This window comes from Candidatus Methylacidithermus pantelleriae (assembly GCF_905250085.1).
Classification (GTDB): domain Bacteria; phylum Verrucomicrobiota; class Verrucomicrobiia; order Methylacidiphilales; family Methylacidiphilaceae; genus Methylacidithermus; species Methylacidithermus pantelleriae.
Genome location: NZ_CAJNOB010000009.1, coordinates 1 through 26,544, shown reverse-complemented (window position 1 = coordinate 26,544; position 26,544 = coordinate 1). Strand labels below are relative to the sequence as shown.

At 53.6% G+C, this 26,544-nt stretch carries 21 protein-coding genes and 1 tRNA gene; 12 read left to right on the top strand and 10 right to left on the bottom strand.

The features are described from left to right. The first annotated feature begins 522 nt into the window (after positions 1-522). The 4 genes from KK925_RS03590 (at position 523) to KK925_RS03580 (ending at position 5,681) form a co-directional block, all read left to right on the top strand. Entirely contained in the window at positions 523-1,230 is a 708-nt protein-coding gene (locus KK925_RS03590) for a glycosyltransferase family 2 protein (RefSeq protein ID WP_214096258.1), read from the top strand. A 1,705-nt stretch (positions 1,231-2,935) separates the two neighbouring features. Beyond that, positions 2,936-3,505: a haloacid dehalogenase-like hydrolase gene (locus tag KK925_RS03585; RefSeq protein ID WP_174583031.1), complete on the top strand. Its 570-nt coding sequence runs from the start codon at positions 2,936-2,938 to the stop codon at positions 3,503-3,505. Positions 3,506-3,695: 190 nt separating this feature from the next. Beyond that, positions 3,696-3,830: a hypothetical protein gene (locus tag KK925_RS11245; RefSeq protein ID WP_268905626.1), complete on the top strand. Its 135-nt coding sequence runs from the start codon at positions 3,696-3,698 to the stop codon at positions 3,828-3,830. 1,077 nt (positions 3,831-4,907) lie between these two features. Next, complete coding sequence (locus tag KK925_RS03580; RefSeq protein WP_236027832.1) at positions 4,908-5,681, top strand: HNH endonuclease; 774 nt, start codon at positions 4,908-4,910, stop codon at positions 5,679-5,681. Positions 5,682-5,762: 81 nt separating this feature from the next. Here KK925_RS03580 and purH read toward each other — a convergent pair whose 3' ends face one another. Both purH and KK925_RS03570 read right to left on the bottom strand, forming a co-directional pair. Next, complete coding sequence (gene purH / locus KK925_RS03575; RefSeq protein WP_174583030.1) at positions 5,763-7,301, bottom strand: bifunctional phosphoribosylaminoimidazolecarboxamide formyltransferase/IMP cyclohydrolase; 1,539 nt, start codon at positions 7,299-7,301, stop codon at positions 5,763-5,765. 135 nt (positions 7,302-7,436) lie between these two features. Then, positions 7,437-8,138, bottom strand: a complete 702-nt coding sequence (locus tag KK925_RS03570) for a CehA/McbA family metallohydrolase (RefSeq protein ID WP_174583029.1) — start codon at positions 8,136-8,138, stop codon at positions 7,437-7,439. 472 nt (positions 8,139-8,610) lie between these two features. Between KK925_RS03570 and KK925_RS11240 the strand changes: the two genes are divergently transcribed. Together KK925_RS11240 and KK925_RS03565 are read left to right on the top strand one after the other, a co-directional pair. Beyond that, a complete protein-coding gene (locus tag KK925_RS11240) occupies positions 8,611-8,736 on the top strand; it encodes a hypothetical protein (RefSeq protein WP_268905625.1) in 126 nt (41 codons plus the stop codon). 1,303 nt (positions 8,737-10,039) lie between these two features. Continuing rightward, positions 10,040-10,795, top strand: a complete 756-nt coding sequence (locus tag KK925_RS03565) for a ubiquinone/menaquinone biosynthesis methyltransferase (protein WP_174583028.1) — start codon at positions 10,040-10,042, stop codon at positions 10,793-10,795. Here the strand turns inward: KK925_RS03565 and KK925_RS03560 are convergent. Then, positions 10,716-11,369 (bottom strand): DUF721 domain-containing protein, encoded by a 654-nt coding sequence (locus KK925_RS03560; RefSeq protein WP_174583027.1) that lies wholly within the window; start codon positions 11,367-11,369, stop codon positions 10,716-10,718. The genes KK925_RS03565 and KK925_RS03560 overlap by 80 nt on opposite strands. Beyond that, on the bottom strand, positions 11,366-12,388 hold the full coding sequence (gene bioB / locus KK925_RS03555; RefSeq protein ID WP_174583026.1) for a biotin synthase BioB: 1,023 nt from the start codon (positions 12,386-12,388) through the stop codon (positions 11,366-11,368). The genes KK925_RS03560 and bioB overlap by 4 nt, the downstream gene beginning before the upstream one ends. 194 nt (positions 12,389-12,582) lie before the next feature. On the opposite strand from bioB, the gene hemB reads away from it, so the two are divergent. Further along, positions 12,583-13,617 carry a porphobilinogen synthase gene (gene hemB, locus KK925_RS03550; RefSeq protein WP_174583025.1) on the top strand — a complete coding sequence of 345 codons (1,035 nt, stop codon included), beginning with the start codon at positions 12,583-12,585 and terminating at the stop codon, positions 13,615-13,617. A 38-nt stretch (positions 13,618-13,655) separates the two neighbouring features. Beyond that, a complete protein-coding gene (locus KK925_RS03545; protein ID WP_174583024.1) occupies positions 13,656-16,283 on the top strand; it encodes a [protein-PII] uridylyltransferase family protein in 2,628 nt (875 codons plus the stop codon). On the opposite strand, the gene rnc is transcribed toward KK925_RS03545, so the two are convergent. The 5 genes from rnc to KK925_RS03520 all read right to left on the bottom strand — a co-directional run bounded on the left by rnc (position 16,198) and on the right by KK925_RS03520 (position 19,973). Then, positions 16,198-16,968: a ribonuclease III gene (gene rnc / locus KK925_RS03540; protein WP_174583023.1), complete on the bottom strand. Its 771-nt coding sequence runs from the start codon at positions 16,966-16,968 to the stop codon at positions 16,198-16,200. The genes KK925_RS03545 and rnc overlap by 86 nt on opposite strands. A gap of 107 nt (positions 16,969-17,075) precedes the next feature. Next, on the bottom strand, positions 17,076-18,089 hold the full coding sequence (locus tag KK925_RS03535) for a tyrosine recombinase (RefSeq protein ID WP_174583022.1): 1,014 nt from the start codon (positions 18,087-18,089) through the stop codon (positions 17,076-17,078). Positions 18,090-18,103: 14 nt separating this feature from the next. Further along, on the bottom strand, positions 18,104-18,823 hold the full coding sequence (locus tag KK925_RS03530; protein WP_268905624.1) for a nucleotidyltransferase family protein: 720 nt from the start codon (positions 18,821-18,823) through the stop codon (positions 18,104-18,106). A gap of 13 nt (positions 18,824-18,836) precedes the next feature. Beyond that, positions 18,837-19,619 (bottom strand): non-canonical purine NTP pyrophosphatase, encoded by a 783-nt coding sequence (locus KK925_RS03525; protein ID WP_268905623.1) that lies wholly within the window; start codon positions 19,617-19,619, stop codon positions 18,837-18,839. An 18-nt stretch (positions 19,620-19,637) separates the two neighbouring features. Continuing rightward, on the bottom strand, positions 19,638-19,973 hold the full coding sequence (locus tag KK925_RS03520) for a hypothetical protein (protein ID WP_174583019.1): 336 nt from the start codon (positions 19,971-19,973) through the stop codon (positions 19,638-19,640). 193 nt (positions 19,974-20,166) lie between these two features. Here KK925_RS03520 and KK925_RS03515 point away from each other — a divergent pair. From KK925_RS03515 to KK925_RS03505, 3 genes are all read left to right on the top strand, one after another. Further along, positions 20,167-20,238 (top strand) — tRNA-Val (locus KK925_RS03515). A 504-nt stretch (positions 20,239-20,742) separates the two neighbouring features. Continuing rightward, positions 20,743-22,038 carry an FIST signal transduction protein gene (locus KK925_RS03510; protein WP_236027831.1) on the top strand — a complete coding sequence of 432 codons (1,296 nt, stop codon included), beginning with the start codon at positions 20,743-20,745 and terminating at the stop codon, positions 22,036-22,038. 16 nt (positions 22,039-22,054) lie between these two features. Then, positions 22,055-22,201 (top strand): hypothetical protein, encoded by a 147-nt coding sequence (locus tag KK925_RS03505; RefSeq protein ID WP_174583017.1) that lies wholly within the window; start codon positions 22,055-22,057, stop codon positions 22,199-22,201. A 353-nt stretch (positions 22,202-22,554) separates the two neighbouring features. Here KK925_RS03505 and KK925_RS03500 read toward each other — a convergent pair whose 3' ends face one another. Next, positions 22,555-24,030 carry an alkaline phosphatase family protein gene (locus KK925_RS03500; protein WP_174583016.1) on the bottom strand — a complete coding sequence of 492 codons (1,476 nt, stop codon included), beginning with the start codon at positions 24,028-24,030 and terminating at the stop codon, positions 22,555-22,557. 989 nt (positions 24,031-25,019) lie between these two features. On the opposite strand from KK925_RS03500, the gene KK925_RS03495 reads away from it, so the two are divergent. Beyond that, positions 25,020-25,409 carry a recombinase family protein gene (locus tag KK925_RS03495; protein ID WP_174583015.1) on the top strand — a complete coding sequence of 130 codons (390 nt, stop codon included), beginning with the start codon at positions 25,020-25,022 and terminating at the stop codon, positions 25,407-25,409. Positions 25,410-26,544: the final 1,135 nt, after the last annotated feature.

The window sequence follows — 26,544 nt, the reverse complement described above, 5'->3', positions numbered from 1 at the left end:
TCTCTGGCGGTCGGCGCGGGCGCGAGTCCTCAATTCCATCCGGATCTTTTTTGCTGGCCTAGTGGCTCACCGTCCGCCGCCGAGCCCAGTGGATCTTGAAAGCCTTCCGGAAAGAAGTCCGGCAAACCCCTTGCTCGTCTTTAAGACATCCGCGTAGCGCCGCTTTTGTCGGAAGGCAAATTTTTCGCGGCAAATGCTTTGGGAATTGCCCAAAGAAGGAAGCAAGCTATTCCAGAAACTGGGCCTGCTTCCTCTCTTTTCTCACGGGCCCAAGTGGATCGCGCAGGGAGGACGAAACAATTAACTCGCTAGCTTACAATAACTTAGCTTCAAGCACTGTCGAAGTTAAGCTAAATCACGTTTTGGTTTGTGCTGTCAAAAAGTGCGATTGCCTTTGCGTGAAAAGCGACGCGCCGGACAGGCGAGCCCAGATGCAAGCATCGTACCGGGGATCCGAGACCTGGGAGGGCATTCTCCTGAAAAGTCTTTGCCGTAAAAAAGAACCAGGTAAAATAGATTTCCGTGCATTTGGACAGTGATGACGGTCCCTTTCTTTCTGTTGTAATACCTGTCTTTAATGAGCAAGCCACGGTTGGACAGGTCATCGATCGGGTTCTAGCTACTCCGTGGCCAAAGGAAATCGTTGTGGTGGACGATGGTTCGACGGACGGCACGTGGGAAGTTCTTCAAAAGTGGCAGGGAAAACAAGGGGTCCGGCTTTTCCGTTTGGAGAAGAATCAAGGGAAAGGAGCCGCATTACGATTCGGGTTTTCTCAGGTAACGGGAAAGATCATTCTCGTTCAAGATGCCGACCTGGAGTATGATCCAGCGGATTACGCTTTACTCCTTGAGCCTATCCTAGAGGGAAAAGCGGATGTCGTCTATGGGACACGCTTCCACGGAGGCCCGCGGCGTGTCCTCTACTTCTGGCACGCGGCTGCTAATCGATTCTTGACGACGGTTTCCAATATGATCACCAATCTGAATCTCTCTGACATGGAGGTAGGCTATAAAGTCTTTCGCAGAGAAATCCTGCAGAAAATCCGGCTCCGCTCGAATCGGTTCGCTTTTGAGCCTGAGGTGACAGTTAAGGTAGCAAAACTAGGCTGCCGGATTTGGGAGGTCCCCATATCGTACTCGGGGAGAACATACGCAGAGGGGAAGAAAATTCGCTGGTGGGACGGGATTGCTGCTCTCTCAGCGCTTCTGTATTTCCGGTTTTTCGATTGATCGGACCCCCTTGCACTTGTGCTTTGCTTGTCCTTTTCGAACGCATGTTGGATACAAAGTCTTAGGAGGTCGCATCCTCCGTGAAATCGCGGTTGGCCTTCGGAAATGATCCCAGTTTCACTGCTGAGCCCCTTTTTATTTCTTTAAAAATCGCACACGGTCACTTACCGCTGTGTTTTGGTTTGTGGACGAGACCCCAGCGCACCGTTTATATGTAGATGGATTAAAATATCACATTATGATTTTCTCTTTTTTTCGTCACTGTACGTTTGGTCTTCGAAGAAAACAATTTGGCCCAAAGTGCAGTGTGACTCGTGTAACAGTATACGAATTTGTTGGTATGGGCCAAAATGGATTCCGTGGGAGATCGTGGGGTTTTTGGGTACCGAATGTAAGGTTGCATTCGAGAAGGTTTGTTTCGATTATTCTGCGTGTTTTTGGCGTTTGCTTGGAGGTTTTGAAGGGGATAGGCCATTGTTTTGCTTTCTCGATGGGACACTTGTTTCGGAGAGTGATAAGACGTTGCGGTTTCTGTATGAATTTCAGAGAGGCTGTTTTGCTTCTGGGTGACGACCAGTTGTGTTTGGACCACGGGTATCGTAGACCTCAATGTCGCGGGGTGAATGACTGAGACTTTGTGAGCGTTTACCTTTGGGATGCTTTGGAGTGCTTTCTAGTGTATTGTTCGGTTTGTTCTCGGAGTGAGGGCTCAAGGAAGGATGATGGAAAAAGGGGATGAAAGGGTTTGGGGGTTTTGGCGGGCAAATGTCGTGCCAGTGTACGCTTTTAGATGTTAGTTTCTCGAGGGTGAAGCGATTGTGGGTGTTAGTTTGGCTGGAAGGGTTTTGGGAGGGCTTATCATGTCGAGAAGGTGATTGTGGTGGAGACTAAACTGCTGGGTTGTGTCGATGTGTGGCTGCGGGTTCTTGTTGGTGGAGCGTTTTGGGGTTGTGGTTGTGGTAATGGGCATGTGGCATAGGGGATTTGTCTGGCTGTGATTGTGGGAGAACCCATTTTGGGAAGATCGCAGGGGCCGGGTTAGCGGGGTACTGGGAGATGCTGGGGCTCATGGCGAGGGCGAGGGGATGGACGAGGGTCTTGGAGAGTGGGTTTTGGGAATGACGTCGGGCGCTGAAGAATGGCTTTTTTGCTTTTTGCGGTTGTGTCGAGCGATTGGTCGGAAGGTGAGTTGACGATGCGGAGGCGGCTGCGGGTTTGGTGCCTGTGATTGGCGGAAGCAGCCGATGGGTCGCGAGTGGATTTGGATCGAAGAATAAGGTGCCCTTCGGTGCCTGAACGGTGAGCTTAAGTTAACACGGGGCCGCTGTATTGAGCTCGTTGAAGCGGAGGGGATAATGTGTATCCCGTGTGGTGGTCGGGTGGTGTAGGGGAAAGAATGCAGGGGAGGGGTCTGTCAGGAACGGTACTAGGCTTGCGCTTCGCTGGTTACGCGGGCAAGGCTTTTGGGTTTCGCCGGCAACATTGCGGTTGACTTTGTGGGTCGTAATCCTGGCTGCACGCATTGTTTGTTGCTTCTTGATGAGTTATCCATGCAAAGACTATTGGGCTAGCTCTAACAAGCTAGAGCTTGCGCTTGCTTTGGTCCGACAGTTTTCTATCGTTGTGAGGTTGAAGGCATCCGGCAAGAAGATGCCTTCTCTTGGGCTCCTGGCGGCTTCTGGGGTGGTCGGAGGTTAGTTATTGGATGAGCGACAATTCTACGTTACCTCTTTGCGTGGATTTGGATGGAACACTGGTTCGAGGGGATACTCTCCAGGAACTTCTTCTTGTGATGGCACGCGTTTCTCCTGGGAGGCTTTTCTGCATTCCCTTTTGGCTTTTTCGTGGAAGAGCCTTTTGCAAGGAAAAGATTGCAGAATTTTCCTGCCAGAACTGGGATCCAAGTCACCTTCTCTGGAACCGAGAGTTTTTAGCGTATCTGCTCCGGGAGCGGGAGCGAGGTCGAAGGCTTTTCTTGGTTACAGGAGCGAACCGGCGCGTAGCTGAAGCCGTGAGCGCCTGTCTGGGAATCTTTGAGGAAGTCATAGCAAGCGATGAGAAAACCAATCTTACGGGAAAAAGAAAAGCTCAGGAGCTGGTTGCTCGGTTTGGGGAGAAAGGTTTTGTGTACGCGGGTAATTCTGCCATCGATTGGCCTGTCTGGGAGAAAAGCGCGTGTGCGATTGTGGTGGGGTTATCCGCAGCAAAAATTCGTCAACTGCAAAGCGTTGTCCCACTGGAACAAGTCTTTCCTTTAGCACGGCTTCGGTCATAAAGCTGGTTAGCGGGAGCTCGAGCTCACCAATGGGCAAAAATCTTCTGGCCTTTCTATCCTTATGGACATCCGAGCGGTGGCTCGAACCGGCTGTGGATCAAGAGCATCGAAACGTGGGTGCTTTTTACTATACTAGCTTCGGCTGTGTATCTCGTGAATAATTTTTGGAACCATGAGGAGGATAGGCGCCATGCGTCTAAACAACCCCGCGCGGTCGGTTTCGGCCAGATTTCCCTTGGGCAAGGGGCTTGGGCGAGCCTCCTTTTGGCAGTACTTTCTGGGATCGGTGCCTGACGTGCAAGAGGGCCCTATTTGGGAGCAATAACTGGGGGCTACTTTCCGTCAGCGCTAGTTTATAGTCTCTGGGTCAAGCGAACCCTTGTTCTTGATGTGCCATGCCTAGCTTGCCTTTGCACCTTAAGAGTTGTCGGTGGAGGATTTGCACAAGAAATATCCATTTTGCAATGACTCTTATCCTTTAGTCTTTTTTGTTTTTCTACCACGGAGTCTTCTCAAGCCAGTTACTGAGCTCTGGAGATTGGATTTTTCTGTGGGTTCTGTTTTCGGGGCTAGTATATCACCGGAAAGTCTCGCTGGTTGTCCGGGAACTAGGAATAGGGAGTTCTCTTCTTTCCGTTCTGGTTTTTGCTCTTTATGTGGAAAGCGAAAAACGAGTCTGCTGCCCTACGATCGCTCCTGGTTTCTTTGGTTCTTTCTGCCACCCTTGGCCGCGTAGCCAGCTTGCATTGGGATTTGTGCGCACGCGGGAAAGTGAGAGAGACCCTGTGGAAAGTTTTGGAACATCTTCTCACCTATGGGCTCCGGGTGTTCGCTTTGTTCCTTGCTGTTATTGCGGCAGCAAAGAGATAGCTGAGCTGACCTTCCATGCAAGCGAATTGTCACCGAGCTAAATGGGGAAATGCCTCTTTTGCTTTTGGCTTGTTTAGCAACAAAAAAGTTTTGTGCTAGCGGATTTCGGCAAAAAAAGCCTTTGTTGTGTCGGGAGCTAATGTTTCTGTACAAGTTGAACTAGCATCGATCCCATCCTACGGAAGCGACATCATGTGTCTGAAGTTCTCTCATAGGAAATACATAACTGATGCTACGTGTCGTTCTCTCTAACAGTAGAAGGATTAGCTATTGTGGCTTTCTGGGAAAGCCACCAGGGACGGGAATCTTACACCATCCGGTTCGAAAGACCAAACGAGCTCATGTGCTCTGTTGTATGGCTCGGTGTGGGAAGCCGAACAGCTGGAACCAGGAGCGTCTTAGATAAAGGTCCACTTTTTTTTGCACCAAAATATTCTTTTTTACCGGCAGCTCAGCAAAACAGTGCGAGGCAAAAATGTTGACAAGCCGTGGCTAAGTTGTCCCAAGGCTGGAGAGCCGTATCAACTGTCGGGTGGGGTTCTCTGGGTCCGAATGGGAGGAGGCAAACGATCTCTTGGAGGTTCGTCCGGTTGCAGGCGGAAGGAAAAAAAACGTTTTCGCTGCCCTTCCCAGGCCTTTTTTCGTAGGCTGGCTCATTCTTGACAGGATCGGTGGCCGCGGTTATTGGGTGGAAAAGGCCATGGGGGCGCTGGACCGGACGGTACTCGTACTTAACCGCCTTTGGCAGGCGGTGAATCTTTGCAGTGCTCGCCGTGCCTTTTGCTTGCTTTACCAAGGCTATGCACAGGTCGTGCAGCAAGAGGGTGACAGCTACGCCACCTACGCTTTTTGGGAGTGGCTAGAATATTCAACGGAATATGAGGGCCATGACGTGGTGCACACGGTTTCTTTCCGGATCCGTGTACCCAAGGTCATCCTTCTAGTTTTCTTTGATCAACTTCCCACCAAGGAGGTTAAGCTTACTCGTTACAATGTGTTCCAGCGGGACAACTTCACGTGCCAGTACTGTGGGCGGCGTTTTAGCAAGGAATTTCTTAATCTCGACCACGTCATCCCCAGGGAACGGGGAGGAGAGACTTCTTGGGAAAACCTCGTCTGCTCCTGTGTGGAGTGCAATAGCCGTAAAGGGAATCGCACGCCCAAAGAGGCGGGAATGCGACTTTTGCGGAAACCCCGCAAGCCAAAGTGGCGACCTCTCCTCCACTCGGGCTTGCCAGCCCCGGTGGAGGATGCGTGGCACCGGTTTTTGAACGTCGATTCCTGGAAGGTAGAGCTTACCCAGTAGCGAAATGGGCTAGTGGGGGAGAGGGAGTCTAGTCTCTTTCCAAGAAAACGAGGAAGGTCGAGCAACGGGCCAAAGATCTTTCTAATGCCGGAAGTATCTTTTGCGGGTAAACACCATCGCAAGTCCCCGGGCATTGGCAGCAGCCAGAACATCTGGATCTCGAATACTGCCGCCGGGCTGAACGATTGCTGTGGCACCTGCTTCGGCTGCCGCAATCACTCCGTCTGGAAAGGGGAAAAAGCCGTCTGAGGCGACTACACTCCCTTCGAGGGAAAGCCCTGCTTCCCGTGCCTTCCACGCCGCGATGCGAACCGCGTCAATCCGGGCCATCTGGCCGGCACCAATCCCAAGAGTCCGATCGGAGGTGGCGAAGACGATGGCGTTGGACTTAACGTGCTTGACTACTTTCCAGGCGAAACGTAAGGCTTGCAGCTCTTCAGGGCTCGGGGATCGCTCGCTGACCACCTCAAACTCTTCCTCCTTGGGGGTGACCGAATCGCTTTCCTGGACGAGGTATGAATTGGCGATGGCTGAACGTACCTCAAGGCTAACGGTGTCCGGAGGCGACCACTGGTTAAGCAGGAGCCGCAGGTTTTTTTTACGACGAAGAATTTCCAGCGCCTCCGGAGAAAATCCTGGCGCAACCAGAAGCTCATGGAAGACGGGGGCCAGGATTCGAGCCAGGGATCCGTCCACTGGCTGATTGGAGATGATGACCCCACCGTAGAGGGCCTGAGGATCCGTTCGGGCTGCTTTCTCCCAGGCTTCCACAAGGGTTGTCCCTGTCCCCACCCCACACGGGTTGGTGTGTTTCACAATCACGATCGCTGGAACAGAGCCAAATTCTTGAACGAGCTGGATCCCGCTACTGGCGTCGAGGATATTGTTGTAGGAAAGCTCCCGGCCGTGGAGTTGCTGGAAATGCAGCCAGAAGTCGCCGTAAAGCGCCGCCCGCTGGTGCGGATTTTCTCCATAGCGTAGTTCTTGGGCTTTGTTAAGAGGAAGAGCCCACTTTTGCCACAGGGGACCTTCCTTTCGGAAGGAATGTTCCCGCAGGTACTGGGAGATTTTCGCGTCGTAGTAACTTGTAAGGGCTAGCGCTTTGGCTGCGAGCCGTTGGCGTAGTTCCAAATTGGTAGCGCCCATCGTTGCCACTTGGTCCATGACGGACCGATAATCGTCGGGGTCCACAAGAACGGTTACCCAACGAAAATTCTTCGCCGCGCTCCGAACCAAAGCGGGACCTCCGATGTCCATATACTCGATCACTTGTTCGAGACGTAAGGAACCATCGCGGGCCTTTTCCTCGAAGGGATAAAAACGGACAACGACGTAATCGATCGGCTCAATCCCATGGGCCTGGGCTTGCATTTCGTCCTGAGCGCGTCCCCGGGGCAGAAGAAGCCCGCCATGGATTTTGGGATGTAGGCTTTTTAAGCGTCCCCCAAAAAGCTCCGGTAACCCTGTCCATTCTGACACTTCCCGGACCGGTAAATGGGCGTTACGCAAAAGGTTGGCAGTACCTTCCGTCGCCACAAGGCCGATGCCCGCTTGGTGAAACACCCGGGCCAGCTCAACAAGCCCGGTCTTCTCCCAAGCAGAAAAAAGTGCCCACGCCATAAGTCCTCCTGACTTTACCTTTCTTTTTCCTTGCCAGAAGAGGAGGGTTGCACCTCTCCCATTGTGCAGACAACTATCGAGGTATCCCCTCCATGCGCAAGCTTCCAAAACGATTTCCTGCGAAATCGCCCCTTTTCAGCCCAGGGTTTGAGACGCGGTTCGCCGGCGCAGCCGAAGGACATTATTCCAGGTTTTTTTTAAGGCTTCCTTGGGACTAATGTAATGTTCTTTGAGAGAGGTTCCCTTCCGGACGGCTCCCAGAATTTCTTCAACCGTAAATTCCTTGGTTTCCACCATAGTGTAGGCGGTCCCAATAACATCGGCATAATGAGCGTCGCTGCACGCGATCATGGGAAGCCCTCGCTGGCGAGCATACTCCCAGGCTCGCCGGTTGCAGTGCCGGAAGGTGGTGGCAGAATTAAAAACTTCGACCCCATCAATGTCCAACGTGTCGAGTACCGCAGATCGGATTCCAGCCCGAAAATAATCAAAGGGGTGAGGTGGGATTGCCAGTCCGCCCGACGAATGGACTACGGTTACGGCTTCCTTGGCATCAATTCCGTGAAGGTTCGGTAACAACACTCCGAGAGCCAAAAGATGTCCTTGCCGGGTCGTAATTTCTTGCCCGGGCAGGATGAGAAAACCATCCACGGGCTTTCCGTCAGGACGGGCTAGCCCGGCCTTGTAACAGTAAAGGATTCCATCGCAGGTATCGTGGTCGGTTAAAGCAAAACCATCCAGTCCTCGTCTTTTAGCTTTTGCTACCATCTCTTCGGGATCTGAGATCCCGTCGGCTGAAAACCGGGAGTGACAATGGAAGTCAATCTTTAAAATCACGCTTTCACTATAACCCGTTCCGAAGCTTTTTTCGACCAAAAAAAGGCTATGAACGATTATGGTACATTAGAATATTCGATCCTCACTTACTTGTACTATCCCATCGAGAATAAGAACACGTGGCTTTTTTCCTGAAGGGTGGAGCAAAGAAGAGGGAAGATCCATTCGTCCGAGAATTCCCTATTTGCCTGTTTCTCTGCGGAACGGCAAGGGTCTAAAGCTCTTTTGGACAGGGAAGGGGAAGAGTTTTTCCCGGACAAACCTTGAAAGATTTTGAGTGAACGCGGGAAAATCCCGAACTTTTGGGTTTCTAGCAAACGGAGGTGGCCCGCCCGATTTATGTCCGAATGCCCTGCGGGTCCGGAGCGGCCAAATAAGCTACGCACATAGGAAGCTACATGGTGGCATACCCAGCTGAAGTTGAGTGTCTGGGCCAAGGGGGGAGCGTCTTCGCTCCAAGGCGGCTTGGCGGATGTCGAAGGAGAGGCGCTTGTCTGCTCTGGCCGAAGAGCTGCCGACCGGAACCGTGATCATGCATGCGGAGGCTGAGCCGGCGGATGGCCTGGCCCTCTACGCGCAGGTGTGTAAGCGCCAATGAAAGAAGTGGATTGAGCCAGACAATTGGCGTGGGGTCTCGGACTTTGCTCTCAAGCAAAGGGTTACGGATCGTCAAGGCCGTCAAGGAGGTCAGCTCTGGGAGGAACGGCCAGCGCGAGAGGGCTCGTTGGGCAGGTCTGTGGTCCGAAGGTCGGCGTTATCCTGGTCCGAGCACTGCGACCAGCTGATGTGCTTCGGTTTTGAGCATCTGGAAGCGGCAGCGGCCGGGCAGAGTCGATCTATCCTGCTGGTGGATCGAGATGACCAACGAGATCGTTTGCGACCTGCATTAGGTTATCGTTTCCGTGTGTACCAGGTTTTACCGGGAAGAAGTTCGCGGGGAACGGCGCCAAGGAAGGGCGCGCAAAGCGATCGTATGAGTGCGCTCCCCGTTTTTGCCTACCAGACGCGCTGGAGAGTCACACCCGAGCAGGCGGCGTTTCTTGGCACCTATGCGGCGCGCTACGGCCGAGCGAAGACTATCTCTTTTTACCCGGATGCAAACTGGTGCTTCACTAAAACGCGTTTAAGCGATCCTTCCTGTGTCGGCGTAGGCTCACCGGCCGCCCGACGGTTCAACGCCATTTGGGTCGATCGAGAAGGAAAAATTGGCTCGATCCGGGAGAGGCGCCCCACCTTAAGGAGGACGTCAAAGGGCGGATTCCAAGAGCGGAGGAAGGGACTTGCTGGCGGGAAGAGAAGAAGCCGGGATCGATCGTTTGGCATGAGAAAAAAGGGCGGCTGACCATCCTGGGGGCCAAGCCTGATGCCCTTCTGGCCGAAGAGAAGTCCGGTCGGGTCGGGATTTGCTTTGGTTCTCGCCTCCGATTTCCCAAGCCATTTTCTTTGGAAGGGAACGTGTAGGGCAGTATTTGGGCGCGAAGGCGTATCGCTCCCAAAGACTCCCTTGGGTTCTCGACAGTCGTCACAAGGTTGGGGAACGGTGCTGCGTCTTTGCTTCTTTGTGGTTTTCCCTTCCATCACGGTGGTGCCATCATGGCCAACATCGATCGCAAGGAGTTGGCCCTTACGCCCAGAAGCTTGCGCAAGGGTATTTCCTCGCGGATATGCTGTGGTGGCATCCCCTTGCCTGCCCGTGTGGCTCACCGGGAGAGACGTCAGGAGCGCGGAGCACCCAAAAAGTTCCTCGGCGTGGAGCCATCAGGAGAATGGCAAAACCCTCGGTCGAATGAACAGTCCAGGGGATGAAGCGAGCTTTGTTTTGAGAAACACCAGCCGTTTGAGAAAACCCAGGCTCCATAGTAGGTTGCTCCTCCAGAGAAGGAAGGAATGGATTACGGGCAATGGACCCCATCGCACCGCTTCCTGTGGATATGGGTAGGCTCTTTGATTGCCTCGCCCCTCGCTACGAGCGTATCAATCACCTGTTAAGCTTGGGCTTTGATTTGTATTGGCGATGGCGACTAGCAAAATGCGTTTGTAGGCAGCGTCCTCGAAGGCTTTTGGATCTGGCTACTGGGAGCGGTGAAGTGATCCGGTCCCTTCTGCGGGCAAGGGCCGTGACCGGAGAAATCGTTGGCATCGATCTTTCTAAGGAAATGCTACAGGAAGCACATCGGAAAGGGGTTTCGAACGTTTATCTTGGAAATGCAGAGGAGCTTCCTTTTGCCGACCAATCATTTGAAGCGGTGACGGTCGCCTTTGGACTACGGAATTTTTACCGGCGCGACCGGGTTCTTCAGGAAGTCAAGCGTGTGTTAGTTCCGGGAGGACGGTTCTATATTTTGGAGTTCTCGCTACCCTACCCTTGCTTAAGGAGCGTCTACTTTGCCTATATCGAAACGCTAGGCCCGTGGCTAGCAAAAAAACACGGGCTTCCTCCGGAGCCATACCATTACCTGGCTCGTTCCATTCGCGGATTTCTTTCGGCTAGGCAACTGGCAAGGCTCTTGGTGGAGCACGGATTTGAAGCCGTTGGTTTCCGGAGATTCACCGGTGGGATTGCTTGTCTTCACTGGGCTACCAAACCGACCGCAGTTTTCGGATCGGAACACCGAGCCGTTTGGAAAGATGCTGGGCCAGCTCGCTGCGGCGGCTGATTTCAAACCCGATGTGTCCATCGGCGCACCGAATGTAGGCAACCTGTTTCTCGGGATCGACCCGAACCAGGAGACTTTCTCTGGCAAGAAAATCGCCCACAATCTCTCGCCAAATTTCCTGAAGTCGTTGTGACGCCTTCAGCCGCTTCTGTTCGATATGGGATAGGACTCCTTGCAGTAGCCTCGCACGATAAAAGGAAAAAGTCTCCTTGCTGGGCGGGTCTTTTGTTGAGCCGGTTTCCCTTACTTCCGCAACAACTTTTCGATAAAGCTCCTTCTTAAGTGAGGGGAGAAGCACCTGGAGAAGTTCCGGCGGAATCGAAGGACCGAAGCAAGCCCTGGCACGAGCCAAAAGTTCCTCAAGGGTTTCTTGCAGCATCTGGTGGTAGACATCCTTGCGTATCCATAAAGAGGGCTCGTCAGGCGAAGGAGGGTCCAAGCGCACCCAGGGGAAGCCAGCCAAAAAAGTTTCCTCCCTTGGTCGCTTACTAATACGCAGGCCACCGGACATGCCTACGCGGACAAGCTCTTCTCGCATATGGGAAACGAAGCTTTGCCGGCTGGATTGTTTCATTTCTTTCGCGAAAACCGAGTTTGGGCAACGGCGCTCGAAGCGGGCTCCGGTGACGCAAAAAGACGACTGCCGAATCGGTCCGTGGCATCCCAGAGACCGAGTTCCTGCAGAAGGTTCCGATCGTCCTTTTCTGGCTGGTTAGGGACGGTCAAAAGTTTTTCCCCAAAAAAGATCGAGTCGGCACCAGCCAGGAAACATAACGCTTGAGCCTCTTGGGAAAGTTCTCGCCGTCCCGCCGAAAGCCGTACCCGCGCTTTGGGAAAGGCGATTCGCGTTACTGCCAAAATACGCACCACGTCCCACAAGGGTACAGGAGCGCGGAGCTCTTCCAGCGGAGTTCCAGGGATAGGAACAAGAAGATTCCACGGAATGCTTTCGGGCGCTCCGGGAAGAGAGGAGAGAGTGGCCAAAAGTTCCAGGCGATCCCTCCAGCTTTCCCCCATTCCGATAATTCCCCCAGAGCAAAGAGCCAATCCTGCTTCCTGGGCCACCTCTAAGGTCCGTACCCGATCTTGGAAACTATGGGTAGAAGCGATTCTTGGGTAGAAGCGAGGCCCTGTGTTTAAGTTGTGGTTATAAAACCCGACCCCAGATTCGCGCAACTTTTGTGCCGCTCCTTTCGCAAGAAGGCCCAAGGTCGTACAGACTTCCAGTTCCAAGGGGCGGAGGGTTTCCACCAGTTGGCAGATCTCGGCAAGCTTTGGGTCATCTTCCTTGAGCCCCCTCCAGGCTGCTCCCAGGCAGAGCCGGTGCACTCCTTTTTCCTTCGCCTGCTGAGCACAAGCAAGAAGCTCCGCCGGTTTCATGAGCGCGCTTGCCTTACGACCCGAAGGGTAGTGAGCGCTTTGGGCACAATACGCGCAATCTTCCGGACATCCTCCCTGGCGAACGTTGATCAGGTAGCACAGTTGAATCTGTGGGCAACGCCGGTACTGCTGCTGAATTCTATTCGCTTCTGAGAGAAGCTCCCAAAGGGGCAGCTGGTAAAGTTCTTCCAGTTCCGCGAGAGAATACCCCATAGGAAACTTCGGTTACTCCAATCGTTGAGCCCAAAAGAATACGAGATGAACTGGCCAAGAGCTATGGAAAAATGACCGACCGCTTCCCGGCAACGGTTTTTTTCCTTGAAGGGGCGCTAGGCTGTCTTTTTTCTTCTTGGGTTTTTGTCGCTGGGTTATTCTTTGTTAGCTTGGAGTCTACTTTTTAACGAACGATGTGGGAAAATCCCTCCCGGGGTTTGTCTTGCCGGTATCGACTGCGAAGGCTTCGGAAAACGAGTAGCATCCGAGGACTGGTTCGAGAATGCGAATTGGAAATCGATCACCTGGTGGCGCCGATCTTCGTGCGTGAGGAGGGAAAAGATCCCGAACCCATTGCTTCGCTGCCAGGGATTTTCCGGCATTCCCTTCAAGAACTTCCACGCTATTGCACCCGTCTTTTTGAGCTGGGCATTCGAGCGGTGGTCCTCTTCCCTTGCCTGTCTCCGGAACGCAAGGATCCAAAGGGAAAGGCAGCCCTGGATGAAAAAGGGGTCGTCGTTCAAGCGGTGCGGGCGATCAAAGCGGAACTTCCCTCCCTATGTGTCGTGACCGATGTAGCCCTTGATCCTTACACCTCTCATGGTCACGATGGAATCTGGGATCCCGAGCGGGACTGGGTGGACAATGATGCAACGGTGGCCATTCTCTGTGAGATGGCGGTCCTTCATGCTTGGGCCGGCGCGGATTTCGTAGCACCGTCCGATATGATGGATGGGAGGGTTGGGGCGATTCGCGAGCGCTTAGACAGCCAAGGGTATCCCTACACGGGGATTATCTCTTACGCGGCTAAATTTGCTTCTGCGTACTATGGCCCGTTTCGCGAGGCCATCGGGAGCGCGCAGCCGGGAAGTTTTGGGGTCGATAAGAGCACCTACCAGCTTTCTGTCACAAACGTCCGCGAAGCGCTCCGGGATGCCAAACTGGACGAGGAGGAAGGTGCGGACATTCTCATGGTCAAGCCTGCGGGTCCCTATCTCGATGTGCTTGCCAAGCTTCGAGAGAAAACCCTTCTTCCTCTGGCTGCGTACCAAGTTTCTGGGGAGTACGCGCAGATTGTTGCGGCGGCGGAGCATGGGTGGGTCGAGCGGGCCAGGGTTAGGGATGAGTCTCTCTTGGCCATCAAGCGAGCGGGTGCGGATTTGATCTTTACCTATTTTGCAGAGGAAGTGGCCCGGGAACGAGCAAGCCAAAGGGATCGTTTTGTATAACAGACATCGACGGCTCTCCCTGACGGGCCGGGAAAGCGATGAAGATAGAGCCAGACGTAGCCTCGCGCAAAGCAACGTGGGTTGAGTTTCTTTCCTTTTCCGATCAAGCGCGCCACTGGATAGAAGCTCGACCGCAGTGGTCCGAATGGGTGCTAGGTGAGCAGTCGTGGGATTCCAAGAACGCTCCAGGGCCAGCATTCTGGAGGCGGCTTTATGCGGAAGAAGGAAGCAAGCAAGCCCGCCGAGAGGATCGACTGGAAGCCCTCCGGCTTGTCCGTGAGCTGGAGTCGATCCGAATCGGATGGTGGGATTTTGCGGGGTACGCCTCCCTGGAGGAGGTGGTGGAGTGGCTTTCTAACCTTGCTGACTTTTGCCTGGAGACTGTCTACCACATGTACTGGTCCGAACTCAGCCAGCGTTACGGGAAGCCCGCTACTGGTTTTGCCATTATCTCTTTAGGAAAGTTGGGCGGTCAGGAACTCAATTACGGTTCGGACATTGACGTCCTTTTCCTGTACGGGGAGGAGGGAGTCTTGCGGCCCCATGAGACGTATCACGCTTTTTTTACCACATTGGCCCAGTGCATAGTGAGGGCCTTTGAAGAGACTGGCCCCAACGGCCGGCTTTTTCGGATGGATTTGCGATTGCGACCGGAGGGACCTAGTGGGCCACTGGTTCGTTCACTAGAAAGCCTAGAAAATTATTATGCGGCTTTTGGCGAAACCTGGGAAAGACTTGCGCTTGTCAAAGCCCGGTGGAGCGCCGGCGATCCGAGGGTTGGGTATGAATTGGAAAAGCTCCGGATCCCTTTTTGTTTTCCTCTGCATGTGACGGAAGAGATTTTTGAGGAAATGGCCGAAATTCGGCAGCGGATGGAGGAGCTAGCTGACCGGGAGACAAACGGCGATTGGGACGTCAAAAGGGGCACCGGTGGGATTCGCGAGATTGAGTTTTTGGTTCAGACCTTTCAAGTGCTCCATGGAGCTCGGCAGCCGTATTTGCAGCAAAGATCTACCTTGCGCGCCTTGCATGCGCTCGGAACAGTGGGTCTTCTTCGCTGGGAAGAGGTTCGTAGTCTTCGTGAGGCTTACCGTTTTTTGCGCGTGCTTGAGCACCGGCTCCAAATGATGACCGGGCTTCAAACGCATCGGCTTCCGGGGAACGGAGACCTTCGTCAAAAGATTGCCTCGTCCCTAGGACTAACGAAGGAAAAGTTCGAAGAGAGGCTAGTCGAGGTTCGGCAAACGGTCCGGGAACTTTTCAATCGTTATTTTTATCGACCGTCACCGAACCCGCCCAAAGCTTTTCGATGGGAGCTTTTTGCCGATCCGAAAGCCGCGGAAAAGGCACTGGCGGACCTAGAACGCGGGCATGGTGCTGCTCCATCTCCGGGAACCCGGCGTGTCTTTCGACGTTTTGTGCCCCTATTGGAGGAAGCGTTGAGGCGGGTCGCCGATCCCGATGGTGCTCTTCAGCGTTTGGTCCAGTTTGTAGACCGGTATGGGGCGCGCCGGCTTCTTTTTGAAAGTCTGGCTTCCCACCCCAAGGCTCTTGATCTTTTAGTACGTCTTTTTGATGCAAGTTCCTTTTTTTCGGAAGTCTTAATAGCTCAGCCGGATCTTTTTGAAGAGGTGGCTCGCAGCGGCACCCTGGACACACTCAAGCGGCAAGGGGATTACCTAGAAGAGCTGCGGCAGCTTCCAGGGCAACCTGCAGAGCGGGCGCGCAAATACCGCCGCTGGGAACTGGTGCGGATTGCTCTTCGGGATGTCTTGGGGATTGCGTCCTTAACGGAGCTCTGGGAGGAATACACAGCACTGGCTCGAGCATGCTTAACTTTCGCCCACGAATCGGTCTGTCCCAAGGCCCGCCTCGCGTGGATTGGGGTTGGTCGTTTTGGTGCGGGAGAGCTGGGTTATGGGTCTGATTTAGACTGTTTGGTGGTGGGGGAAGAGGTGGAGGCTGCGCTTGCCGTCATTGCGTTTATGACGGAGACCTTGCCGACAGGCATCCTATTCCCCATGGACTTCCGTCTTCGACCGCACGGAGAGGGACCCGTTTGTGTCCCGCTGGAAACCTATGAGGAGTATTATGCTCGAACGGCCCAATTCTGGGAGATCCAGGTATTAACGAAAGCCACATGGGTGGCGGGGGACCCGGCGCTAGGAGCTCGTTTTATGGAGTCGGTAGAACGGGTCTGGAACGAGAGAATCGCACAAACCGACCATTGGGAAGAAATTGAGCAGATGCGGATGCGGGTGGAAAAGGAGCGAGCCGATCGCATTTTTCCGCCCGGAAGTTTCAAGACCGGGCCCGGCGGGCTTATGGATATTGAGTTCGGGCTTACTGCCTATCTTATGGACCGAAGGATCCGCCAGCCCCATACTCTCCAGGGACTTGCGCTTCTTCAAGAAGACCATCCCGAAATTGCCCAGAAGTGGCAAGAGGGCTTTCTTTTTCTGCGCAAAGTCGAATCCTTTTTGCGAAGGGATCGGAACCGGCCGATCGATCGGCTCCCGCCGGATTGCCGAGCACGAAGATGGCTTGCGCGTCGGTTAGGGTTTCCGGATGAAAAGGCCTTTATTTCCTTTTTGGTAACGACATGTGAGGCAAATCGGGAAGCTTTCCTTCTTCTATGGCGCGCAAGGCCTCGAAAGCCGCATTAGTCTCGGCTTCCTTTTTGCTTCGGCCCCAGCCACGTCCTAGCTCTTTCCCTTTCCATTCGACAGCCACTAGATAGCTACGCTCGTGTGCTTTCCCCTTTTCGGCCAAGCAGCGGTAAACGGGAGATTCCCCACCCCTACGTTGCAAAAGCTCCTGTAGGACACCTTTAGCATTTTGAATGGCGACCGGCTCAGAAAGGACCATTTCCCAGTGGGGTTCGAAGAGCTTTTGGATCACCCTTTTGGCTTGTTCCCATCCACCATCTAGGAAAACGGCTGCGAACAGGGCTTCCAAAGCGTTGGCTAAATTGGAAGGCCGGTGCCTCCCTTGGCTTCGCTCCTCTCCTTTGCCAAGGAGAAGAACCTCTCCGATTTTGAGTTCTTCTGCCACCTGCGCAAGGCGATGGCGACTGACCATTTGCGAGCGCAAATGAGTAAGAACTCCTTCTGGCTCCTCTGGGAGTCGGTGGTAAGCCTCCTCGGTGACCACGAGCTGAAGGACCGCATCCCCCAAAAATTCAAGCCTTTGATTATCTCCCACCTCTTCCTTGCTTTCGGGCAGGTAGGAAGGGTGGGTGAGGGCTTGTCGGAGGAGCAAACGGTTAGCAAACCGGTACCCCAATCGTTTTTCCAACCCAGCCACCTTTCGGGCCCACCCAGGTGGGAGAGCGGGACGGATACGGTTCATGGAACTCTTCTAGAAAAAATAGGGCAAACGGGCTCGTTCTTCCAATTCCCTTGGCCGGCTGGGCCTTTTGCGACCAAGGATTTTTATAAAAGACCTTCAAAAACACGCTAGCTCTGCGGCGGGGAAGGTCTCCTCTTTTCCAAGTCTTCGGCCAGGTAATGGGCTTCAGGGACGTTCAGAGTCGCAAGTTCTTTTCTTGGGTGGAACTTCTGGTGAACCGCAAGAAGCCTTTGAGCCTCCACATGCGTATACCTTTGGGTGGTGCTTAAGCTTGCATGACCCAAAAGCTCTTGAATCACACGTAGGTCCGCACCGTGGGTCAAAAGATGGGTTGCGAAGGAATGCCGCAAAAGATGGGGATGCAGTTTTGCGGCAAGCCCAGCACGTTGGGCAGCCCCTCGAACGATCTCGTAGACACGACGTGGTGTCAGTCGCTTTCCGTGTTGGGCTAGGAAAAGTTCTCCTCCGGACGTTTCTCTCTGGAGAAACGGTCGACCGCGTTCCAAATAGGCAATGAGAGCCCGACGGGCTGGCCCGCCAATGGGAACGATTCGTTCGCGGTTCCCCTTACCCAGGACACGAAGGGTTGCCGTGTCGGGAGAAAACCACTCGACTCGCAGTCGTACCAGTTCGCCCAGGCGAATACCCGAGGCGTAAAAAAGTTCGAGAATCGCCCGATTTCGTAAACCAAGGGGACTCTCCGGATAAGGGACCCTAAGAAGTCGTGTGATCTCCTCCTCCGAAAGCACGTGAGGGAGTGCAAACGGAACTCTTGGGGTTGGCAAGAGGGCGGTGGGATCGTGATGGATGGTTCCCTTTTGCAGAAGGAACCGAAAAAAATGTTTAAGCGCTACGATCAAGATTTTTACCGAGGAAGGCGAGAGCCGGTGGGTTCGCTGTTCGTCCTGGAGATACTCCTCAATGTGTTGGCGTTGTACTTTCTCGACGGGAACTAAGCCGTAGCGTATCTGGACCCAGCGAGCGAACCGTTCCAAGGCCAGTAAATAGACGATTTGAGAATTTTCCGCCTGGCCACGCTCTACCGCAAGATACGCAATACATTGGTTCCTTTCCTCTTCCCATATAGAAGGGAGCGCACATGTTGGGTTTTTGGGGGGCATTTGCGAGCCGTTCTTTAGCTGGTAAGTCGAGAAAGAGTTTCGGGATCTCGCACGTCGACCCAGGAGCAGGTCAGGGGCACACCTTTTAGCTTGCCAGAAGAAGCTAAAACTCGTAGGGCGTCGGTGAGTTCATATTCCCCTCGAGGCGAAAGGCCAACACGTTCCGTAAGGGAAAAGACGGCCGGCGAAAGGGCATAAATCCCTGCGTTATAGTAGGCTCCCTGTGCAATCTGGCCTGCGGGTTTTTCCAGGATTTCTAAGACTTTGCCCTGCGGGTCAAGAAAGACCGCGCCCCCTTGGGAAAAATCCTGGTTACGGACACAAGCGATGACTCCTTCCGGCTCATAAGCCTCGAGTAGCTCACTATAAGCGGTGGGATCCACCAGGATGTCTCCGTAGGACAAAAGGAATGGGTCATCATTCACCCATTGCCGTGCGACCTCCAAGGCTTTCGCTGTTCCGTTGGGGATGCTTTGCCGTCCGTAGGTAATCGAAACTCCCCACCGGCTTCCATCGCCAAAGTAGGCTTCGACTACGTGGGCTTGATGTCCAGTCACCAGGAAAAAATCCGTGATCGTCGTTGCATCACGAATGCGCACAAGGATCGTTTCCAAGATGGGCTTCCCTTGCACAACAAGCATCGGCTTGGGAATGTCCCGAGCGAGATCCTTCATGCGCGTTCCTTTGCCTGCTGCCAGGAGAACAGCTTTTCGCCAGGAAGGACCTTTGGTCAAAAGTTCACCTCCCTTACCAAGATAGGCCAGGACCCGAGTGGTTCCCCTTTTGCCAAAGAGGGAACGTGCTCTCCAAAAAACTCCGGACCAGAGCCGCTGCTTTTCCTCGGTGGCTTACAATGGCTTTGTGTGCGGGCAACATTTCCGCAAAAGTTTGGCGATACCCGTCTGGCACAAAGATGGGGTCGTATCCAAATCCATGTCCCCCACGCTTTTCCGGCACAATCTTTCCCCAGCAGAGCGTTTGACAAGAAAAAACAATTTGTCGCCTGTATGCAAGCACGGCCACGCAACGGAAGCGCGCTTTCCGTTGCCACTCTGACCAGCTTCGAGCAAGGGCCAAAAGACCATCGATCCCTGCCTGCCCGGGAAAAGGTTCAAAGCGTGCGGACTGCGGTCCCGGCGCCCAGTCAAGCCCAGCGACCTCCAGACCTGTGTCTTCTCCAAGGATCAAACGTTCCGGGAGCTGAGAGGAAATCCAAAGAGCTTTCCTTCGTGCATTTTCCCAATAGCTCCATCCTCCTTCCGCAGGGAGCATATTCCGGTGCGGTGCGGGCAGTGGCCTAACCTGCCATTTGGGTTCGAGCAAATGTTTCCACTCGAACATCTTAGCTCGATTGGAACTTGCCAAGAGGATTTGCCTGCGGAATGGAGGGACGAAGGGGGCCTTGCCTGCAAGGGATCCTCGGTGGGTTGAAATCCCGGCTAGCCTCAGCGCGAGTGGGCACCTGGAAGAAATTTCCTGGGAAAGAAACGAAGCCTTCCCGCCAAAGGGCGCAGAATTGCGGACGCCCATTCTATCCAATCGCCTGCGTTACTCCTTGGGTTTCCAGAATTCGGAAAGCGCGCATCCACCAAACGCCGAGGCGATCATGAGCAAAAGGAAAAGGATCCCGTGAGGATGCCCTGTTATTGCAGAAGCGATCCACATGCATGCAGCACCTACGGGAGCATAGACCCACTTCTTATCAGGGACAAAAGACGTGATGAGCGAAAACCCAAAAAGTAACAAGAGAATCTCGCCACCGCCGACGATAATGGGTGGCGGGAACGGATGAAAATGGACAACTGCCCAGCCGATTCCACCAGCAACGGCGAGGATGGGGAAAAACTTGTTTAAGTCAATGGGGTAGCGGGTCTTGGTCTTCATTTTCGCTTTATCCAATATCGCCCAGTTCTAGGCAGGAGCAAAGCTCTCGCATTCCATGGAGGAGCCTGGTGGGAAAAAAGCTGGTGCCCCCGGAAGGTTGCACAGCACCGAGGCCTGTGGTATGGAAACAGGAGCAGCGGAAACAGTGCTTCTGTACTGATTAACCCCTCAAGAGGAATCTGGAGGGGTCGACGCGCGGTTAGCTCAGTGGTAGAGCACTACCTTGACACGGTAGGGGTCGGAGGTTCAATCCCTCTACCGCGCAGGTTTCTTTCTTAGGGGGTTTCAACTGTTTTTCGTCGTTTCCTTTGTTCCATTGCGGTTGGTATGCAGGGACGCTTTTGGGCTCCTTTTTCTTCGTTCTGGGTTCGAAACTCCGTTATGGCCGAAATTGCTGGCGGGCGAAGGTGATTTTTGAAACCTTTTCGTTGTGGCGTTGACGTTGGGTAGAAGTTGAGGGAGGGGGTTCGGGCATTGGAGGAGGGTTTTGGAGGCTACCTGGGTGCTACCGAAGGGGCAAGCCAAGTAACATTTGGCCCAAGGTTCCCGAGATCGCTTTCGCCCGAAGTTCCAGAGGTTGCCGGGTCCCGGAACGCTTTGTCTCCGGAGAGAGGGCAAGCCCTGTCAGGGGGGCAAGTAAACGAAATGGAAAAAGGTTTACGCTTCCAAACCGGAAGCTACCGACGGGAACCCAAGAGGGTGTGGGAGCTTTGTCTGCAGAAAGTTTTGGTGACGCGGTGGTTGCTTCTTTTAGAGTGATTGCGTAAACTTGCCGGCGGCTGTGGACCTAACGGTAGGAAAGCTTGAGCGGGTCATTCCCCAAAAGGAAGGCCAGCATCTTCGGGTCGGGTTGGTAACAGGGTTTGAGCCGGAAGAGCTTCTGCAGTCGCTTCACGCAACCAATCTTTTGCCACTTTCCGTGGGCATCCTTTTTGCTAGTGGCCCCTATGATCATCCCAAGCTCTTTGAGGAGCTTGTTGAAAGACTTCCTTGCCCGATATGGGGCTTTTCAGCTGCGGGACTTTTGCACTCAGGGAGTGACGATTTTCAAGTGAGAGGCTTGGCGTTGTTAGGGATCCAGAGTTTTGGGGATGTGTTTTCGGCCTCCACTGTGCTCGGGTTTCCCAAAGGCAGCGAGGAAGCCGGCAGGCTGGCCCGAAGAGCGTTCGAGGGGTGCCGATTTGGGCCTGAGCTTCTCTACCTTGCGTTGGCAGCGAGGCCTCCAGCAGAAACGGTAAAGTTTTCTCCCTTCACCCTCCTTGTGGGCCATTCAGATGTTGGCAGTGAGGAGGAAAACCTAATGGGTATCAGTCAAGAGCTTGGGCGCAGCGTGCGTATTGTGGGGGGCACGGCTGGGGATACCCTTTTTTTAGAACGAGTAAGCGAGCGGTATTGCTACGGGGAAGGACGTGCGGAAAAAGGTGCTCTTTCTCTGTTGGGAATTGCCACCACTCTAAAAAATGGAGTCGGCATGGCTAATGCTTTTCGGCCAGTGAAAGGAAAAGGTGCCTTTGTTACCGAAAGCTTGGGTCGTCAAGTAAAGACGTTAGACCACAAGCCGGCGGCGGATGTATATGCCGAACTTGTCGGAGCGCAGTCATGGGAGGAGGCCCAAGCGTATTTCAAAAGCCATCCTCTGGGAATCGTGGAGGTGACTACCGGTTACTGGCAGGTCAGGAGTCCCGCTGCGATCGGAGCTGATGGGTCGCTTTTCTTTTTTTCTCATGTACCCCAAGGGAGTGGGCTGACGCTTCTCGAAACGGATCGAGAAGCGCGCATCCAATCCGTTCGTGCTGCCGTACGGCGAGCTCTTGCAGATGCGGGGTTCCCCAAGCGGATCGCGGCCGTTATAGCGTTTAACTGCGTACTTTGCCATCAGCAGGCCCTTTCGCTTGCTTGCACTCGTGAGGAGTTGAGAGCGATTCAGCAAGAGGTGGGTTGGGACGTGCCGATCCTGGGGGCTTCGACCTACGGCGAAACGGGAACGACGGTAAGCGGAACGGTGGGTCACCACAATCAAACGATAACTCTTTGGGTTCTGGCGGATGAGGCATGCACAGAATAGGAACTTCTACCTTTGAGTGGCTGACTTCATGAAGCTTGGCCAATTAGCACTGGGTGAGTATCGGTTGGAAGACACTCATATTCTATATTCTAGCCAGTACCTTGCGCGAGCCTGGTTTCGAACGGAGATCTACCAAGAGTATCGGAAGGAGGATAACCCGTAGGTTGGAACTAAAGAGGGTTTTGACTACTATGTCGTAACCGGTAGTTGTTTCGTACATCTTTCTCGGTTCTCTTTTTAGGATAATTTTCCCTAAGCCCGCCTTTTAATAGAAAACGGGTTTTGCTTGGGCTTTGAGGAGTTCATGGCAAATTCCCCGGTGGACTTCCCTCTTGAAATCCATGCAATCTATAGGTCAAAGATGATAGGTTGACTTTTTGGGGTGGCCGTGACGTTTCAAGTTTCAGCAATAGCAAGAAAAAAATTCTGTATGATAGGAAGCTTGCTTTGTTATAAAGCGTACGGATCGAAAATCTTTCTCATGAGAAAATGAGTTGGAAACTCTCAAAATAGCACCTAAGGATTTCCTGTGGTTGTAGGCCTGGGGAGCGTTAAAGCTTCTGCTAAGTTCCGAGCTTCCGCATCAGGCCGTCCAAGAGGGGAAAGGCGGAAACGCCACTCAAGAAAAGCAAGGATGGACGCTGTTTCGTAATTTTTATGGTCCACGTGTCCCCCTTTAGCATAAGGGGAAATCAAAATGGCTGGGACACGAGGCCCTGGTCCATAGGCGTCCCGCTTGGGAGGCGGCACATGGTCATAAAATCCCCCATACTCGTCATAGGTAACGATAATGAGGCATTGGCTCCAGTAGGGAGAGTTTCGCACGGCATCAATGAGCCGCACCACATGCTTTTCTCCATCCCAGACATTGGAAAGTCCTGGGTGCTCGCTGTGCCTGTCCAAAAGTTTGACGAAACAGACCTTGGGAAGTTTCCCTTGGCGGAGATGAGTCAAAAAATCCTTTAGGTCTTTAAGATGGAGCTTTCGATCCTGCGAGTTTTCATGGTAGCGGTCAAAGTAGACGAAGGGTTGATGATGGTATGCAAACGTAGGATCGGGATGATGGTTTAGAGCATCGTCCCATCCCTCGCTGTACCAAGCCCAGGGAACACCGGCATCCGTTAGCCGATCCCCAATGGTAGGGAATGTTTGAGGAGGAAGGAGAAGCTCGGAAGGGATGCCAGGAGGATGCGGTTCGGCTCGGCTAAAACAGGTGTTAACGGCGATGCCATCCGGGGAAACGGCAGCCTTTTTGGCAAGGCCGATGAGATTCCCTTCTGCATCGAATATGGGCTTAGCCCTCACTTCAGGCGGAGCATTGGGCCAGACAGGCAACCGAGCAGACACAAGGTAGATATGGTTGGCAAAGGAGCCTCCAAAGACGCCTTGGAAGAAGTGATCTAAGAGGGTATAAGTTTTGGCGTAGGGAAAGAGAGGAAGCTCCTGTGTCTTATAAAATCCCATGGTAAGGGCGCCCGTTTCGCTCCATGCGACATAACGGTCGAGCTTTCCCTCGTGAATTTGGAGCTGGTTCGTGTAAAATTCATGCGTGGGATCCGGCGTACGGTCTCGCAAAGAGATGTAGCGGTTCAGAAGAAAAGGGCGGTTTGGCAAAAGAAGTGGAAAGCGCCGATCGACTTTCGGCAAGAATCCTTTATCCTTCTCCTCCTCGCGTGAAGGCAGGCGCTCGATAACCGGCGGGAGGAAAGCGTAGGGAAATCCGCTACAACTTTCTTGTAGACGCAGTGCATGGGAAGACTCAAGACCCTCAGCTCCGGGGAAAAGTCCGTAAAGATTATCAAAGCTGTGGTTTTCTTGATAAATAATAATGACGTAGTGAATGGGGCAGTTTCCGGGACCCTCCAGGGAGAGTGACGCCGGCTGGGGCGCCGCAACCAGGCTCCAGGCAAAAGAAAGGTAAGTGTAAAGCCATAGGAGGCTGCTTAAACAAGGGGAAAACTCGGCAAAGGCTTGCTTGCTCCTTGAGCGCATCAGCGAATGGAGAGCCATGTGGGAAGGTTGGAATTTGTTTCTAGCGGAGGGTGTCTTTGCTTTGCAACCACAAATGGGAAGTTACCAAAACCACCGAGGCTTTTTGGATCCAAGGACAATTCACCGGCGCATCCTTGGGTAAGGAAAAGTTCCATGGCGATCGCAAAGAGAGCGAGTTCGGAATCAAGCAATTGCGTGCAGCCTTGCCCGGCTTATCTTCTGCATGCGCCGGCAAAAGGGTGGATCTTGCAGGCTAGCGGAAGTGAATTTCCACCCGGTAACTATAGCTCTAGCTAAGGACACCCGAAATGGGCACGGGTGATAACGCTAGTAATCAAGCCCTCTGGCCAAAAGGTCTAGAAAGCAAAAGAGTCTGGCAAATAAGCCTAATAGGACAGGAATTCTTAAGGAAACGCCTCGAAACACGTAGTGCGGGCGTCAAGCTCGTGCCGGAGTCTCCCTGGGCAAGGCGCGTCGCGCTATTGAGCAAGTACATGCCTGCGTAGGGCGATGCACGAATACTGGAGGCGGATCCAGCTCAAAGTGCGGATCGGTCCCCGGATAGACCGACTGCTGTCCGGTAAGGCGTCCGGGTCGGATAGGTCCATGGTACGGTTGAACTCGGAGAAACGCTGAGGGAGGCGAGGAGCCGAACTTTGTAGAAAAAACATCGGAGGGAGCGAAATCCCAGGGGAGAGTGACGAAGATTTTAGAACCTTCTGCGTGGGCTTGGCGGGTCGACGACAATGTTATTAAAAACTCAAGGGTTGCCAAGAGCGAAACAGTATAAGGACGCATAAGATTTTTGATCGCAGGATATCACAATGAGCTTGAGTGCGTGGGCCAAGCGGCGGTTCGTTTGCCTGTTCGCGCAGGCTAGGTTACCAACCGGAACGGTGATTGTTCGCCTGGAGTCCTCATAAGCCGATCGGATGAACCTGTACGCGCGGCTGCCCAGCCGTCACGAAAAAGCGGATTGAGAAGGGCAATTGGCTTGGGTTCTCCGAGTTTTTTCTTTGGCAAACCATTGTGGATCGGGAAGGTCGTCAGTTGAGGTCGGCATCCGGGATGAACCGCCATCGCAAGGGGGGCTGATCGCGCTGCTTCGTGATTCCAAGGCTGGCGTCATCCTGGTCGAGTGGTGCGACGGGCTAATGCACTTCGGTTTCGAGTACCGGGAAACGGTATTGGGCGTGCAGAGTCAAATCGATCCTGGTGGTAGGTCCCAAATAAGATGGCAGGACGATATCGTGCGCAAGCTCAATGAGGAGATCGTTTCATCGTGTGCCAGGTTTTACCGAGAAGAAATCCCCGCAAGCAAGCGTGCCGAGAAGGCGGCTCGGAAGCCATGGATGAGTAAGCTGCCAATTTTCATGTAGGAGACCACGTTTGAGCCTGATGGCGGGAGAAGTTTTGCTTCTTGGTGACGCCTATACGGCGCTCTCCGAGCGAGCGGAAGCGAAATTTTTTTCTGCCAGATGCGGGCTTGTGTTTCGCTCAACGAGGGCAATCGATCGGTCCTGCTCCCGTTTGGCTTGGCTGCCCGAGAGTTCCAAGCCCTCCGGGTGGGAGCTTAAAGAAACGATCGCTTTGATGGGCGAAAGACGGCACAAGCTCATTGAGGGAGCTAAGGAGTGGGATTGGGGGAGTGGAAAGGGTCGTCAGGGAGCTCGAGGAAAACGCGCCGGGGAGCGAACGTTTTGCACGAGAAAAAGCGCTGGCTGGCCATCCTCCCGACCAAGTTTTACGCGTTTTTCCCCGAAGAGAAGCCCCGAGCGGCCAAGTTTCCTTTTTCCTAAAGAAAAAGCCTGGGTCGCCCTCCGAAACAATCCATGTGGTCCAGCTGCCATCATGGACAACGAAACATACCCCAGAGTTACCGCTAGCGGCTGTCAGGCCCGCTCAATCCCCTCTACCCTCCGGATCCCTCCCTGAGAACCGTGGTCAATCCCACGAGCATGAAAAGCGAGACCATAGAGGGCTAGTGGCCCATTGGGCGTCTTTCGTATCAATGACTTACGACGTAATCAGCGAAGGTGAGCTATCGGCTGCGCAAGCTCGTTTGTATCCCATTTCCCCGTCTTATCTCTAAAAAAACCGGGCCACGAGAAATCGCCTCCTTTTTACCATAGGCGGCTAATCATTACCTGTGAACGAGGTTCTATCGAAGACCTGACGGGACGAGTATAAGGATAACCGGCGGCATTCGAAACTTCCCGTTCTTTCGGATGCCCACTTCCGTCACGGTCAGAAAGTTCGAGGGAGATTTTTTGTTTTCTTTCTCGTAAAACAACGGGTGACAAAAAGAGAAAGTGGCCTTTGCGCTTTATACGCAAGCTTTTTTGGCCTGTGTCTTGCCCTTTTTTCTTACCGGAAGTGCTAGAAGCTTTTTTGCAAAAAGGAGAGCTCCCAACGGGACCCTTACCTATCATGACGCAGCCGCTCCCGCCCGCATGGCTTCCGGAACTTCCACGAGCCGACCCGTTGTTACGTCGTAGACAAAACCGTAGATCG

Bases quoted from the DNA above. Each gene is read 5' to 3' on its own strand.
- KK925_RS03585 (WP_174583031.1), top strand. From the start codon at position 2,936: ATGAGCGACAATTCTACGTTACCTCTTTGCGTGGATTTGGATGGAACA.
- KK925_RS11245 (WP_268905626.1), top strand. From the start codon at position 3,696: ATGCGTCTAAACAACCCCGCGCGGTCGGTTTCGGCCAGATTTCCCTTG.
- purH (WP_174583030.1), bottom strand. From the start codon at position 7,301: ATGGCGTGGGCACTTTTTTCTGCTTGGGAGAAGACCGGGCTTGTTGAG.
- KK925_RS11240 (WP_268905625.1), top strand. From the start codon at position 8,611: ATGTCGAAGGAGAGGCGCTTGTCTGCTCTGGCCGAAGAGCTGCCGACC.
- KK925_RS03565 (WP_174583028.1), top strand. From the start codon at position 10,040: ATGGACCCCATCGCACCGCTTCCTGTGGATATGGGTAGGCTCTTTGAT.
- KK925_RS03560 (WP_174583027.1), bottom strand. From the start codon at position 11,369: ATGAAACAATCCAGCCGGCAAAGCTTCGTTTCCCATATGCGAGAAGAG.
- bioB (WP_174583026.1), bottom strand. From the start codon at position 12,388: ATGGGGTATTCTCTCGCGGAACTGGAAGAACTTTACCAGCTGCCCCTT.
- hemB (WP_174583025.1), top strand. From the start codon at position 12,583: ATGTGGGAAAATCCCTCCCGGGGTTTGTCTTGCCGGTATCGACTGCGA.
- KK925_RS03545 (WP_174583024.1), top strand. From the start codon at position 13,656: ATGAAGATAGAGCCAGACGTAGCCTCGCGCAAAGCAACGTGGGTTGAG.
- rnc (WP_174583023.1), bottom strand. From the start codon at position 16,968: ATGAACCGTATCCGTCCCGCTCTCCCACCTGGGTGGGCCCGAAAGGTG.
- KK925_RS03535 (WP_174583022.1), bottom strand. From the start codon at position 18,089: ATGCCCCCCAAAAACCCAACATGTGCGCTCCCTTCTATATGGGAAGAG.
- KK925_RS03525 (WP_268905623.1), bottom strand. From the start codon at position 19,619: ATGGGCGTCCGCAATTCTGCGCCCTTTGGCGGGAAGGCTTCGTTTCTT.
- KK925_RS03520 (WP_174583019.1), bottom strand. From the start codon at position 19,973: ATGAAGACCAAGACCCGCTACCCCATTGACTTAAACAAGTTTTTCCCC.
- KK925_RS03500 (WP_174583016.1), bottom strand. From the start codon at position 24,030: ATGCGCTCAAGGAGCAAGCAAGCCTTTGCCGAGTTTTCCCCTTGTTTA.